The organism is Priestia megaterium, from assembly GCF_009497655.1.
In the GTDB taxonomy this organism is placed as follows: domain Bacteria; phylum Bacillota; class Bacilli; order Bacillales; family Bacillaceae_H; genus Priestia; species Priestia zanthoxyli.
In genome coordinates this window covers 3969472-3983574 of the sequence record NZ_CP023317.1, presented here as the reverse complement: position 1 = coordinate 3983574, position 14103 = coordinate 3969472, and the positions used below count along the sequence as shown (strand labels likewise).

The window sequence follows — 14103 nt, the reverse complement described above, 5'->3', positions numbered from 1 at the left end:
TGAAAAAACCAAAGAAAATAAAATATTTTTCTAGTGTTAAGAAAAAAACCTTTACAAACATTTTACCTATTTGATATTATATTATCTTGTTGAAACATATTCGGAGGTGCTTTATAAAATGGCAGTAAAAATTCGTTTAAAACGTATGGGAGCTAAAAAATCTCCTTTCTATCGTATCGTAGCAGCAGACTCTCGTTCACCACGTGATGGACGTTACATCGAAGTAGTTGGAACTTACAATCCTGTAGTTCAACCAGCTGAAGTTAAAATCGATGAAGAGCTAGCTCTTAAATGGTTACAAAATGGTGCTAAACCATCTGATACAGTTCGTAACCTTTTCTCTAACGAAGGCATCATGGAAAAATTCCATAATGCTAAATTAGGAAAATAATTTCACTCGAGATGACATCACTAATCGAAACAATTGTAAAGCCGCTTGTTGATTATCCAGCTGATGTTAAAGTGGAGGAACAAGAAGATGAACGTCAAGTGACTTACATCCTTACTGTTCACCAAGAAGATGTCGGCAAAGTAATCGGCAAACAAGGCCGCGTTGCAAAAGCGATTCGAACTGTTGTGAATGCAGCAGCATCACAGCAAGGTAAAAAAGTGTATGTGAAAATTCAAGAGTAATCAAAAAGGGAGAGGGATAACCTCCCCCTTTTTTTATGTTATGATAAGATGAACGTTTTGATCACAGTAAGTCTTTTGCGAGCAAGAAGCAGCTATTTCAATATGCATGTAAAAAGCACAAGGTCACTATCTTGAGGGCGGAGGGAACGTTTTGAACATTATTCAAAAAGTGGTTGTGAAACAAGTGTTAACTGAAGCAAGCAAACAAGATCTTGAAAATCGTTTTATAAACCGCAAGCAGGCGCTTGAAAAGGAAATGGAACAGCTGAAATTTCAGTTAAAGCACATGGAAAAAGCCAATAAAGGTTCTTCTTTATTACATAGTCAATTTGAAAAAGAAAAATCCGCTCGCCTTGAAAAAATTGAAGTGTTGAACTTTCAGCTGACGCAATTAGAAAAGCTTCCTTTAGGGAGCGAACTCGTTGAAACGGAACTGGATGCCTTAGTAGAGGTAAAAATCGGCGATGATTGGGAAAAGATAAAAGAAAGTAAAACAATTATTATAAAAGATAGCAAAGTTGTTGAGATTAGATAGAGGTGAAGAAGCATGAAATGGTTTAAGGTTGGAAAAATTGTGAATACCCATGGTGTAAAAGGAGAAATTCGTATTGTATCAACTACGGATTTTGCTGATGAGCGCTATGAAAAAGGAAATAAACTTTATATCTTCAAAGAAAAGCAAAGCGAGCCGGTAGAAGTAACGGTAGCAAGCCATCGCAGGCATAAAAATTTTGATCTGCTTACATTCGAAGGCTATCACAACGTAAATGATGTTGAGCAGTACAAAAACTGCGAAGTGAAAATTCCTGAGGAGCAGCTAACGGATTTAGAAGACGGTGAATTTTATTTCCACGAAATTATTGGCTGTACAGTAAAAACAGAAGACGGAGTAGAGGTAGGAACGGTCAAAGAAATTTTAACGCCGGGAGCTAATGATGTGTGGGTCGTTAAAAAAGGCGGAAAAGAAGTTCTTATTCCTTACATCGACGACGTTGTACAATCTATTGATATAGAGGAAAAAGAGATTGTTATTACAGTAATGGAAGGGTTATTGGACTAATGAAAATTGATGTACTATCGCTATTTCCTTCTATGTTTGACGGTGTTTTTGGTGAATCAATTTTGAAAAAAGCACAGGAAAAAAATGCGGTTGAACTGAATGTAGTTAATTTCCGAGAATATTCTACGAACAAACATCAAAATGTGGACGATTATCCTTACGGCGGAGGTGCTGGAATGGTATTGACACCTCAGCCTATTTTTGACGCTGTAGAAAAGCTGACTGAATCAGCTAAGAAGCCCCGGGTAGTTTTGCTTTGTCCGCAGGGCGAACGCTATACACAGGCAAAAGCAGAAGAACTAGCAGCAGAAGAGCATTTAATTTTTATTTGCGGTCATTACGAAGGATATGATGAACGAATTCGTGAGCAGCTGGTAACTGATGAAATTTCAATTGGTGACTATGTATTAACTGGAGGAGAGCTTGGTGCAATGGTTGTGATCGATAGCGTTGTTCGCTTGCTTCCCGATGTGCTTGGCAATAATCATTCAGCTGTACAAGACTCACACAGTACAGGTTTACTAGAGCACCCCCACTATACGCGTCCTGCTGATTTTAGAGGCTTAACAGTTCCTGAAGTACTTATGTCAGGAAATCATAAAAAAATTGAACAGTGGCGCCAAAAAGAGTCTTTAAAGCGCACGTTGCTTCGAAGACCCGATATGCTTGAAAAGATGGAGCTAACGGAAGAGCAAAAGAAACTAGTAGCTCAATTAAAAGAGGAAAACAACCTTTCATAAATCCATAAAATTTATGCATAAACTCTGTTGCATACAGTATAAGAGTGTGCTAAGATAGATTTTGTGGCTTGGGCAGATGTCTGGTCACCTATAACGATGTTCCGCTGCAATGATTGAAAAGCATTGGTATGAGCGTCTGTTGGAAGGAGTTGAAACACGCGATGCAAAAATTAATCGAAGAGATTACAAAAGAACAATTAAAAACAGATCTTCCTACGTTCCGTCCTGGTGATACTGTACGTGTACACGTAAATATCGTTGAGGGTACTCGTGAACGTGTTCAGGTATTTGAAGGTGTTGTTATTAAGCGTCGTGGCGGTGGTATCAGCGAAACATTTACAGTACGTAAGATTTCTTACGGTGTAGGTGTAGAGCGTACATTCCCACTTCATACGCCAAAAATTGCAAAAATCGAAGTAATGCGCCGCGGTAAAGTACGCCGTGCGAAACTTTATTACCTACGTGAATTACGTGGTAAAGCTGCGCGTATTAAAGAAATTCGATAATAGTAAAGGGGAGCTTGTTTATACAAGCTCCTTTTTTCAAATGTTTTTTTAGAACGATTCGTTCTCTGACAGTGAAAAATAGACGTACAAGTCATCATTTTTTTATTCTATTTATTTATTAGGCGTTTCAAACATTATCGTTTAAAATAAAGGTATGACATAAGAGTTGGAGGACTGAAGATGGCTCGAAAGAAAAATGAACTGTGGGAATGGATAAAAGCAATCGCCATTGCCGTACTGTTAGCTGTTGTAATTCGCTATTTTTTGTTTGCACCGATTGTAGTAGATGGACTTTCTATGATGCCTACGCTGCATGACCAGAATCGAATGATTGTAAATAAGTTCTCCTATAAGATTGGTGATCCTGATCGCTTTGATATTATTGTTTTTCATGCTACAGCGGAAAAAGATTACATAAAACGTATTATCGGACTGCCGGGTGATCATATTGAGTATCGAAATGATACGCTATATGTAAATGGAAAAGCTTATAAAGAGCCCTATTTAGATCAGTATAAAAAAGAAGTGATTGACGGTAATTTAACCGAAGATTTTAAACTAGAAGACGTAACGGGTAAAAAGACCGTGCCAGAAGGCTATTTGTTCGTGATGGGAGACAATCGACGCTACAGTAAAGACAGCCGTCAGATTGGCTTTGTGAGTATGGACAAGGTGCTTGGTAAAACGAGTGCCGTATACTGGCCGATTAAAGAAGCGCGTTTTGCAAAGTAAAATATAAAAGGTGAGTAAAATATGACAATTCAATGGTTTCCTGGCCATATGGCCAAGGCCAGAAGACAAGTAACTGAAAAGCTAAAATTGATTGATATTGTATACGAACTGGTTGATGCACGCATTCCGCAATCATCGCGAAATCCAATGATTGATGAGATTATTGTGAACAAGCCCAGAATCGTATTGTTGAATAAAGTGGACAAAGCGGATCCGCGCGTCACTCAGCAGTGGTTAGATTATTACAAAGAACAAGGTATTTATGCCTTAGCTATTGACGCACAAGCAGGTAAAGGAATGAAACAAATTGTTTCGTCTTCTAAAGAACTTCTTCAAGAGAAGTTTGACCGCATGCGCGCAAAAGGAGTTAAAAAACCCCGCGCTATCCGTGCGATGATTGTAGGGATTCCTAACGTCGGTAAATCAACGCTAATTAATCGCCTTGCCAGCAAAAAAATCGCCAAGACGGGAGATCGTCCAGGTGTGACGCAGGCACAGCAGTGGATTAAGGTAGGAAACGAGCTAGAGCTGCTTGATACGCCAGGTATTTTGTGGCCTAAGTTTGAAGATGAAACAGTTGGATATAAGCTTGCGACAACGGGTGCTATCAAAGATACCATTTTAAATATGCAAGATGTCGCTGTTTATGCGCTGCGCTTCTTAACTAGCCATTACCCAGAACAATTAAAGCAGCGTTATGATTTAAATGAAATCCCTGAAGACATTGTAGAGCTTTTTGATGCAATTGGGTCGCGCCGCGGCTGTTTAATGGGTGGCGGCATGGTGGATTACGATAAAACAGCTGAGCTTGTTCTTCGAGAAATTCGAACGGATAAAATTGGCACCTTTACATTTGATGATCCAAGTGAAGCTGAACAACAGCTGTAAGCAACACATTGCGAACTGAAGCAAAAAACGCCTCTGCCTTTTCAGCATGAGGCGTTTTTTATGTGAAAGTGCCGCGTGAAAATGTTGATATAAAGAAGGTGGAGCTAATGAAAAAGAGTATTAAGGAAATAAAAGAGGAACTAAAGCAAGTGAGAAGCCCGGAAGATGCTTTATTTAAGGCATATGCGCAAGATGAGCGTAAAGGTGTGCAGCAGGTTATTATTCAAAAACAAAGGCAATTTGAAGCGGCTGAGCGCTTGAAGCAACAGTTTGATGAAATGATGGCATATGAAAATGAATTATATAGGCAAGGAGCAACTTATATTGCCGGAGTAGACGAAGTAGGAAGAGGACCGTTAGCAGGACCGGTAGTAGCGGCTGCTGTTATTTTGCCTCCCGATTTTTTTCTCCCTGGTCTGACGGATTCAAAGAAGTTATCAGAAGCAAAGCGAGAAGCGTTTTATGAAGAAATTTGTAAAAAAGCTGTCGCTATCGGTATAGGGATTATAGACGCAGAGGTCATTGATTCTATTAATATTTACGAAGCAACAAAAAAGGCAATGACTGAAGCCATTGAACTGCTGGCAGTTCAGCCTGATGAACTGCTCATTGATGCGATGAAGCTGCCGGTGCCTATTTCACAGCAGTCAATCATTAAAGGCGATGCTACAAGCATTTCAATTGCTGCAAGTTCTGTTATTGCAAAAGTGACGCGAGATCGAATGATGAAAGAACTTGGTGAACGCTATCCTGCATACGGACTCGAAAAACATATGGGATATGGAACAAAACAACATTTAGAAGCAATCGAACAATATGGAATTTTGCCAGAACACCGCCGATCTTTTGCACCGATAAAAAACCAAGTAAACTAGAACATGATACCCGAGCATATCTCTGCTTTTTAGCGCATGTTTCAATGCGGGATTCTAGGCTTAAAAAGAATATAGCCTATGTAAGCGGAGATATTGCAGCGGGAAAAATTCGTAAATTATTTTCCTCTCAGTGTGCTTTAGTTATGAAGGTTGATTTACATGATCAACCACACGTTTAACGTCCGCAGAGCCTCATCTACTTCATAAGGTATGGTTAAGTACTATCTCCATAAAAATATCAATTTTCTTATTATTTCAATATTTTTCACTAGAATAGTAGACAATTAGACAATTATTTTTATACAATGAAAGCGCAGTCTATTTTGTGCAGTATAGTTTTGTGGTTGATTATGTTAGGAGGATGGGAAATGAATATCCATGAGTATCAAGGAAAAGAACTACTCAGAAAATATGGGGTTGCAGTACCAAACGGTCGAGTAGCTTTTACTGTTGAAGAAGCAGTTGAAGCAGCAAAGGAATTAGGTTCACAAGTATCAGTGGTGAAAGCACAAATCCATGCTGGTGGACGCGGTAAAGCGGGCGGTGTCAAAGTAGCAAAAAACTTAGATGAAGTTCGTACATATGCACAAGATATTTTAGGAAAGACCCTCGTAACGCACCAAACAGGCCCTGAAGGAAAAGAAGTTAAGCGCTTGTTAGTTGAAGAGGGATGCGATATTAAGAAAGAATACTACATCGGTTTAGTTCTTGATCGTGCAACGTCTCAAGTTGTATTGATGGGTTCTGAAGAAGGTGGAACTGAAATTGAAGAAGTGGCGGAAAAAACGCCTGAAAAAATCTTTAAAGAATATGTAGATCCTGCGATTGGTTTACAAGCATTCCAAGCTCGCAGACTTGCATTTAATATTAATATTCCAAAAGAACTAGTTGGAAAAGCAGTTAAATTCATGACAGGTTTATATACAGTATTTGTTGAAAAAGACTGCTCAATTGCAGAGATTAACCCTCTAGTTGTAACAGGTGACGGAGACGTTATGGCATTGGATGCGAAGTTAAACTTTGATTCAAATGCGCTGTATCGCCAAAAAGATATTCTTGAATATCGTGACCTTGAAGAGGAAGATGCTAAAGAAATTGAAGCATCTAAATACGACTTAAGCTACATTTCACTAGACGGTAATATCGGTTGTATGGTAAACGGTGCAGGTTTAGCGATGGCAACGATGGATATTATTAAGCATTACGGAGGCGACCCTGCTAACTTCCTGGATGTTGGGGGCGGCGCAACTGCTGAAAAAGTAACAGAAGCATTTAAAATTATTTTATCTGACCAAAATGTAAAAGGTATTTTCGTTAATATTTTCGGCGGAATTATGAAATGTGATGTTATTGCAACAGGTGTTGTTGAAGCAACAAAACAAGTTGGATTAAGCCTTCCATTAGTTGTTCGCTTAGAAGGAACAAACGTTGAACTTGGAAAAGAAATTTTACAAAAATCAGGCTTAAATATCACAGCTGCTGAATCTATGGCAGACGGCGCACAAAAAATCGTTTCACTAGTGAAATAGAAAGGCTGGGGGATAGGAATGAGCGTATTTATTAATCAAGATACAAAAGTAATTGTACAAGGAATTACAGGCGGAGTTGGCCTTTTTCATACACAGCAAATGTTAGAATATGGAACAAAAATTGTTGGTGGCGTAACGCCGGGTAAAGGCGGCTTAGAAGTAGAAGGTGTTCCGGTATTTAATACGGTTGCCGAGGCGAAAGAAAAAACAGGCGCAACGGCTTCTGTTGTATATGTTCCACCAGCATTCGCAGCTGACTCCATTATTGAAGCAGTTGACGCAGATTTAGATTTAGTTATTTGTATTACAGAAGGTATTCCAGTATTAGATATGGTAAAAGTAAAGCGTTATATGGAAGGAAAACGTACGCGTCTTGTAGGGCCTAACTGCCCAGGTGTTATTACACCGGAAGAATGTAAAATTGGCATTATGCCAGGGTACATTCACAAAAAAGGTCATGTAGGTGTAGTTTCGCGTTCTGGTACATTAACATATGAAGCTGTTCACCAACTTTCTGAAGCTGGAATTGGCCAATCAACAGCTGTTGGTATCGGCGGTGACCCGGTGAATGGCACGAACTTTATCGATGTATTAAAAGCGTTTAATGAAGATGAAGATACGTATGCAGTAATTATGATTGGGGAAATCGGCGGTACAGCAGAAGAAGAAGCGGCAGAATGGGTAAAAGCAAATATGACAAAACCTGTTGTCGGCTTCATTGGCGGTCAAACAGCGCCTCCAGGAAAACGTATGGGCCATGCTGGTGCGATTATTTCAGGTGGTAAAGGGACAGCGTCTGAAAAAATTAAAACAATGAATGAGTGCGGTATCCAAGTAGCTGAAACACCATCTGTTATGGGAGAAACACTTATTAAAGTGTTAAAAGAACAAGGCATTTACGAGCAGTGTAAGACTCATTAATAGAAGACATATAGCCTCCTTTGACCGGGGGCTATTTTGTCCATTTAAAAAGGAGATTGTAGAATGTCTGGTTTACGGGAAAAATTAATTCATTTAGCACATTGTCCATCTGTTAATTGGAAACAAATTTTTACGCTACTTCAACAGAATTCTTCATTACAAAATCTCTACGAGTACTCTCCATCACAGCTTCAAAAACTATTGACTCTCTCGATTGAACGTGCTAATCAAATAAAAAAAGATTTGCAAACTATTCCAATACGAGATATTCTAGATAAATATGACGCTGAGAATATTCGATGTGTCACCATCTTAGATGATGAATATCCTGAACTTTTGCGCCATATTTATGATCCGCCTTGGGTATTATTTGCAAGGGGGAACTTGTCTCTTTTACACGCTCCGGCAAGCTTAAGCGTTGTAGGAACAAGAAATCCTACTTCATATGGAACTGCAGCTTTAACTCGTATTGTTAAGCCGATGCTGCATGAAGAATTTGTCGTTGTGAGTGGGCTAGCCTTAGGAATTGACCAGGCTGCTCATGAACTGGCTATCGCTGAAAAAGCTAAAACGATTGCAGTTTTAGGCGGAGGGTTTTATAATATTTACCCAAGAGGAAACCAAAATTTAGCAAGAGAAATTGCGCAGCATCATTTGCTGCTTTCTGAATATGCCCCGTTTATGAAGCCGACGAAATGGTTTTTCCCTCGCAGAAACAGAATCATTAGCGGATTAACAGGAGGCACGTTGGTGGTGCAAGCAAAAGAAAGAAGTGGATCTTTTATTACCGCCGACCAGGCGCTTCAGCAAGGAAGAGAAGTATTTGCCATACCGGGTTCTATTTTTGAAGAAACATCATGTGGAACGAATAAGTTAATCCAATTAGGGGCAAAACTTGTGCAAAGCGCTGCTGATATTACAGATGAAATGATGTATATAAGATGAATGTTTCAAAGTAGTCATATTCTTGCATGGTATGAAATACTAGTGAGATACGTAGGAAAATCGTATGACTTATCTTTTTGACATTTGACAAACAAGAACCAAATATTTAATAATAATGAAGATTTTATTCTACCTCTTGAGGAGGAACAAATAGATGTCTGACTACCTAGTAATTGTAGAATCGCCTGCAAAGGCTAAAACAATTGAACGTTATTTAGGAAAGAAATATAAAGTAAAAGCATCGATGGGACATGTTCGCGATTTACCTAAAAGTCAAATGGGAATTGATATTGAACAAGATTACAACCCGAAATATATTACAATTCGCGGGAAAGGCCCGGTTTTAAAAGAACTAAAAACAGCGGCTAAAAAAGCAAAAAAGATTTACCTAGCAGCCGATCCAGACCGTGAAGGAGAAGCGATTGCATGGCATTTGGCGCACAGTTTGGATGTAGACATTGCATCGGACTGCCGCGTAGTATTTAACGAGATTACAAAAGAAGCGATTAAAGAATCTTTTAAACATCCACGAGCAATTAATATGGATTTAGTAGATGCTCAACAAGCACGACGTATTCTTGACAGGCTGGTTGGCTACAATATCAGTCCATTGCTGTGGAAAAAAGTGAAAAAAGGATTAAGTGCCGGAAGGGTTCAATCAATTGCAGTGCGGTTAATTATTGATCGTGAAAAAGAAATTGCAAAGTTTATCCCAGAAGAATACTGGACGGTAAAAGCAACTTTTCAAAAAGGGAACGACCAGTTTGAAGGCCAGTTAATCGAATATCAAGGGAAAAAAGTAGAGCTATCGAATGAAGATGATGTAACCAACATTGTTAAACAATTAGATGGAAACGAATTTTCAATTTCTAAAGTAACAAAACGTGAGCGAAAGCGTAATGCGGCTCCTTCTTTTACCACGTCTTCATTACAGCAAGAGGCAGCGCGGAAACTGAACTTCCGAGCGAAAAAAACGATGATGATTGCGCAGCAATTATATGAAGGAATTGATTTAGGAAAAGAAGGTACAGTAGGTCTTATCACGTATATGCGTACCGATTCTACTCGTATTTCAGAAACAGCTCAAACAGAAGCTAGAGATTACATTACGAACGCGTACGGAAATCAGTTTGTGGCAACGGAAAAGCGTAAAGAAAAGAAGAATTCAAATGCGCAAGATGCCCACGAAGCGATTCGTCCAACTTCAGCTCTTCGTAAACCAGGAGAGGTAAAAGAGTTCTTATCGCGTGATCAGTATCGACTGTATAAGTTAGTATGGGAGCGCTTCGTTGCTAGTCAAATGGCACCTGCCATTATGGATACAATGGCTGTAGATTTGAAAAATGGAGACGTAACATTTAGAGCGAACGGCTCAAAAGTTAAATTTCCAGGTTTTATGAAAGTGTATGTTGAAGGCAATGATGATCAAGTGGAGGAAAAAGAAAATCTTCTTCCAGACTTAGAAGAAGGAGAAGTAGCTTATTCTAAGGACATCGATGAAAAGCAGCACTTCACACAGCCGCCGCCAAGATATACAGAAGCTCGTTTAGTTAAGACATTAGAAGAGCTAGGCATTGGCCGACCGTCTACATATGCTCCAACACTTGATACGATTCAAAAGCGCGGATACGTAGCGCTCGATAACAAGCGTTTTGTTCCAACAGAACTTGGAGAAATTGTACTAGAGCTTGTATTGGAGTTTTTTCCGGAAATTTTAGATGTAGAGTTTACAGCTAAAATGGAAAACGATTTGGATGAAGTGGAAGATGGTAATGTTCAATGGGTGCGTGTTATTGACGAATTTTACAGTGATTTTGAAAAACGCTTAGAACATGCTGAAAAAGAAATGCGCGAAGTGGAGATTAAAGATGAACCTGCCGGAGAAGACTGTGAAGAATGCGGTTCACCTATGGTATACAAAATGGGACGCTACGGAAAATTTATGGCATGCTCTAATTTCCCTGACTGTCGCAACACGAAGCCAATTGTAAAAGAGATTGGCGTAAAGTGTCCGAAATGTGAAGAAGGAAATATCGTTGAGCGAAAATCGAAGAAAAAGCGTACATTTTATGGCTGTGATCGATTCCCGGGCTGTGACTTCGTATCTTGGGATAAACCGATTGCAAGAAAATGTCCGAAATGTGAAAATCTGCTTGTAGAGAAGAAACAGAAAAAAGGAACTCAAGTGGTCTGTACAAGTTGTGATTATAAAGAGGAAGCTCAGCAGTAAAAGAGAATGGGATGAATTCCCACACTTTAAATTTAAAAATAGCAGTTATATAAGATGCGGCGACATTGCTTCATGTGCTAAAATGGAAACGTTATTAGCGACATTGAGTAATGTCGCATTTTCTTTGTCCCGTTAAAAAAGGAAAAGACAAGTGAATGAATAAGTAAAATGATAGAAAAGATAGAAATGAAGTTGGAGGATTTACAATGAATGAACAAGTAATTAATGTTATTGGAGCAGGTCTTGCTGGAAGTGAAGCAGCTTGGCAAATCGCAAAGCGCGGTTTGAAAGTCCGTCTTTATGAGATGAGACCAGTAAAGCAAACACCTGCTCATCATACGGACAAATTTGCTGAATTAGTATGTAGTAATTCACTGCGTGCGAATACATTAACAAATGCAGTGGGTGTGCTAAAAGAAGAAATGCGATTATTAGACTCTGTCATTATTCGTTCAGCAGACGAGTGTGCGGTTCCAGCAGGTGGAGCACTGGCTGTTGATCGTCACGAATTTGCCTCTCGTGTGACGGAAAGCGTTAAAAACCATCCGAACGTAACGGTTGTTAATGAAGAAATTACGGAAATTCCACAGGGACCAACTGTTATTGCAACAGGTCCGCTAACGTCAAAAGATTTATCGGAACAGCTGCGCGCGTTAACAAGTGAAGATTATTTATATTTTTACGATGCGGCTGCACCTATTATTGAAAAAGACAGCATTGATATGGATAAAGTATATCTTAAATCTCGCTATGACAAAGGGGAAGCTGCCTATTTAAACTGTCCGATGACAAAAGAAGAATTCCAGCGCTTTCATGAAGCATTAATCAATGCAGAGACGGTTCCTTTAAAAGAATTTGAGAAAGAAATTTATTTTGAAGGATGTATGCCGATTGAAGTAATGGCTTCACGCGGAGAAAAAACAATGCTCTTTGGACCAATGAAACCAGTTGGGTTAGAAGATCCGAAAACAGGAAAGCGACCTTATGCAGTTGTTCAGCTTCGTCAAGATGATGCAGCAGGTACACTATATAATATTGTAGGTTTCCAAACACATTTAAAATGGGGAGCACAAAAAGAAGTATTAAGCTTAATCCCAGGTTTAGAAAATGCAGAAGTAGTACGCTACGGAGTTATGCATAGAAATACGTTTATTAATTCTCCTAAATTGTTAAAGCCTACGTATCAATATCGCGAGCGTGATGACTTATTCTTTGCTGGACAAATGACGGGAGTAGAAGGATATGTAGAATCAGCTGCGAGCGGATTAATGGCAGGAATGAACGCGGCTCGACTCGTGCTTGGTGAAGAATTGGTTGTATTGCCGCAGGAAACAGCGATTGGCAGTATGGCTCACTATATCACACATACAAACGCCAAAAACTTCCAGCCGATGAATGCCAACTTTGGCTTATTCAAAGAATTGGAAGTGCGAATCAAAAACAAACAAGAACGAAATGAAACGCTGGCTAAACGAGCATTGGAAACTATTCAGAATTTTACAACAAAATAATCAAAATTGTTTGCAAGGGCTACTTAATTGTGATAATATTTAGTAGCCCTTGTGAGGTGATAACATTGGAATTTGTTAAAGATGTATTAAATTCCTTTCTAGAATATTTACAAATTGAGAAAAATTATTCAAAATATACAGTTGACTGCTATGAAAAAGACATAGGTATCTTCATGTCTTTTATGCAGGAAGAGCAAATACAAAACCTACAAAGTGTTACATATGCTGATGCAAGGCTGTTTTTAACACGCCTATATGAAAAGCAGTATTCAAAAAGATCGATGTCACGCAAAATTTCTTGTTTGAGAACGTTTTATCGTTACTTAAATAGAGAAGAATTAGTAGAAGATAATCCATTTGCGCTCGTTACCCTTCCTAAAAAGGAAGAGAGAAATCCTCGCTTCCTGTATGAAGAGGAGATTGTGAAATTATTTCAAATGAATGACTTAACAACTCCGTTAGGGCAGCGTAATCAGTCTCTCTTAGAATTGCTGTATGCCACCGGAATACGAGTGAGTGAATGTGCATCTATTAAGCTTAGCGATATAGATTTTTCACTTCAAACTTTGCTCGTATATGGCAAAGGGAAAAAACAACGGTACGTGCCATTTGGCTGTTATGCCAAGGACGCTCTTAGAGTATATATAGATAATGGAAGAAAGCTTCTTTTAAAAAAGGCTCCTTCTGATACTCATTCGCTCTTTTTAAATTATAAGGGGACACCGTTGACAGACCGAGGCATACGCTTAGTCATTGATCAGTTAGTAAAGAAAACCGCTGAGAATATACATATTAGTCCACACGTTTTGCGGCATACTTTTGCGACTCATATGTTAAATGAAGGGGCAGATTTACGTACAGTTCAAGAAATGCTAGGTCATGAACATTTATCAACCACTCAAATATACACACATGTGACGAAGGATCGTTTAAAGGCAGTTTATATGAATCACCATCCTCGCGCATAAAAGGAGGAGTTAATTTGTCTACTTTCCATGCTACTACGATTTTTGCAGTTCAGCATAACGGTCAATGTGCCATGTCTGGGGACGGACAAGTAACGTTTGGAAATGCTGTTGTGATGAAACATACTGCTCGAAAAGTAAGACGTCTATTTCAAGGGCAAGTTCTTGCCGGCTTTGCAGGTTCAGTAGCTGATGCATTCACTCTTTTTGAATTATTTGAAACGAAGCTTGAAGAGTATAACGGAAATCTTCAGCGTGCAGCCGTGGAGCTTGCTAAACAATGGAGAAGTGACAAAGTATTGCGAAAGTTAGAAGCAATGCTTATTGTTATGAACAAAGATAACTTACTGTTAGTATCAGGAACGGGTGAAGTTATTGAACCGGACGACGGCATTTTAGCAATTGGATCAGGCGGAAATTATGCTTTATCAGCGGGACGTGCATTAAAACAACATGCAGGCGAACATTTAACAGCTAAAGAAATTGCAAAAGCAGCTTTAGATGTAGCAAGTGAGATATGTGTTTATACAAATGATCATATTATTGTAGAAGAACTGTAGGAAAGGGG

Annotated in this window: 16 protein-coding genes; all 16 read left to right on the top strand. The window is 39.0% G+C overall.

Annotated features, from left to right (window positions below; genetic code table 11):
• Positions 1-118: 118 nt before the first annotated feature.
• Positions 119-391 carry a 30S ribosomal protein S16 gene (rpsP, locus tag CEQ83_RS20380; RefSeq protein ID WP_013058899.1) on the top strand — a complete coding sequence of 91 codons (273 nt, stop codon included), beginning with the start codon at positions 119-121 and terminating at the stop codon, positions 389-391.
• Between the two features lie 11 nt (positions 392-402).
• Positions 403-633, top strand: coding sequence for a KH domain-containing protein (locus CEQ83_RS20375; protein WP_013058898.1), 231 nt, complete (start codon positions 403-405; stop codon positions 631-633).
• 151 nt (positions 634-784) lie between these two features.
• A complete protein-coding gene (locus CEQ83_RS20370) occupies positions 785-1168 on the top strand; it encodes a YlqD family protein (protein WP_013058897.1) in 384 nt (127 codons plus the stop codon).
• A gap of 12 nt (positions 1169-1180) precedes the next feature.
• Positions 1181-1693 (top strand): ribosome maturation factor RimM, encoded by a 513-nt coding sequence (gene rimM, locus CEQ83_RS20365; RefSeq protein ID WP_028411442.1) that lies wholly within the window; start codon positions 1181-1183, stop codon positions 1691-1693.
• Positions 1693-2433 carry a tRNA (guanosine(37)-N1)-methyltransferase TrmD gene (gene trmD / locus CEQ83_RS20360; protein ID WP_028411441.1) on the top strand — a complete coding sequence of 247 codons (741 nt, stop codon included), beginning with the start codon at positions 1693-1695 and terminating at the stop codon, positions 2431-2433. The genes rimM and trmD overlap by 1 nt, the downstream gene beginning before the upstream one ends.
• A gap of 161 nt (positions 2434-2594) precedes the next feature.
• Complete coding sequence (gene rplS / locus CEQ83_RS20355) at positions 2595-2939, top strand: 50S ribosomal protein L19 (RefSeq protein ID WP_013084808.1); 345 nt, start codon at positions 2595-2597, stop codon at positions 2937-2939.
• Positions 2940-3119: 180 nt separating this feature from the next.
• Entirely contained in the window at positions 3120-3671 is a 552-nt protein-coding gene (lepB, locus tag CEQ83_RS20350) for a signal peptidase I (RefSeq protein WP_013058893.1), read from the top strand.
• A gap of 21 nt (positions 3672-3692) precedes the next feature.
• Positions 3693-4559 carry a ribosome biogenesis GTPase YlqF gene (ylqF, locus tag CEQ83_RS20345; RefSeq protein WP_025750333.1) on the top strand — a complete coding sequence of 289 codons (867 nt, stop codon included), beginning with the start codon at positions 3693-3695 and terminating at the stop codon, positions 4557-4559.
• A gap of 107 nt (positions 4560-4666) precedes the next feature.
• Positions 4667-5434 (top strand): ribonuclease HII, encoded by a 768-nt coding sequence (locus tag CEQ83_RS20340; RefSeq protein ID WP_155017485.1) that lies wholly within the window; start codon positions 4667-4669, stop codon positions 5432-5434.
• Between the two features lie 368 nt (positions 5435-5802).
• The gene (gene sucC / locus CEQ83_RS20335; RefSeq protein WP_013058890.1) at positions 5803-6963 is read left to right on the top strand and encodes an ADP-forming succinate--CoA ligase subunit beta; all 1161 of its coding nucleotides are present in this window, start codon (positions 5803-5805) and stop codon (positions 6961-6963) included.
• 18 nt (positions 6964-6981) lie between these two features.
• Positions 6982-7884 (top strand): succinate--CoA ligase subunit alpha, encoded by a 903-nt coding sequence (gene sucD, locus CEQ83_RS20330; protein ID WP_013058889.1) that lies wholly within the window; start codon positions 6982-6984, stop codon positions 7882-7884.
• 63 nt (positions 7885-7947) lie between these two features.
• Positions 7948-8829, top strand: a complete 882-nt coding sequence (gene dprA, locus CEQ83_RS20325; protein WP_033579776.1) for a DNA-processing protein DprA — start codon at positions 7948-7950, stop codon at positions 8827-8829.
• A 154-nt stretch (positions 8830-8983) separates the two neighbouring features.
• Complete coding sequence (topA, locus tag CEQ83_RS20320; RefSeq protein ID WP_028411437.1) at positions 8984-11059, top strand: type I DNA topoisomerase; 2076 nt, start codon at positions 8984-8986, stop codon at positions 11057-11059.
• Positions 11060-11265: 206 nt separating this feature from the next.
• Entirely contained in the window at positions 11266-12570 is a 1305-nt protein-coding gene (trmFO, locus tag CEQ83_RS20315) for an FADH(2)-oxidizing methylenetetrahydrofolate--tRNA-(uracil(54)-C(5))-methyltransferase TrmFO (RefSeq protein ID WP_028411436.1), read from the top strand.
• A 65-nt stretch (positions 12571-12635) separates the two neighbouring features.
• Positions 12636-13538: a tyrosine recombinase XerC gene (xerC, locus tag CEQ83_RS20310; RefSeq protein WP_014458427.1), complete on the top strand. Its 903-nt coding sequence runs from the start codon at positions 12636-12638 to the stop codon at positions 13536-13538.
• 14 nt (positions 13539-13552) lie between these two features.
• Complete coding sequence (gene hslV / locus CEQ83_RS20305; RefSeq protein ID WP_013058884.1) at positions 13553-14095, top strand: ATP-dependent protease subunit HslV; 543 nt, start codon at positions 13553-13555, stop codon at positions 14093-14095.
• The last annotated feature ends 8 nt before the right edge of the window (positions 14096-14103 follow it).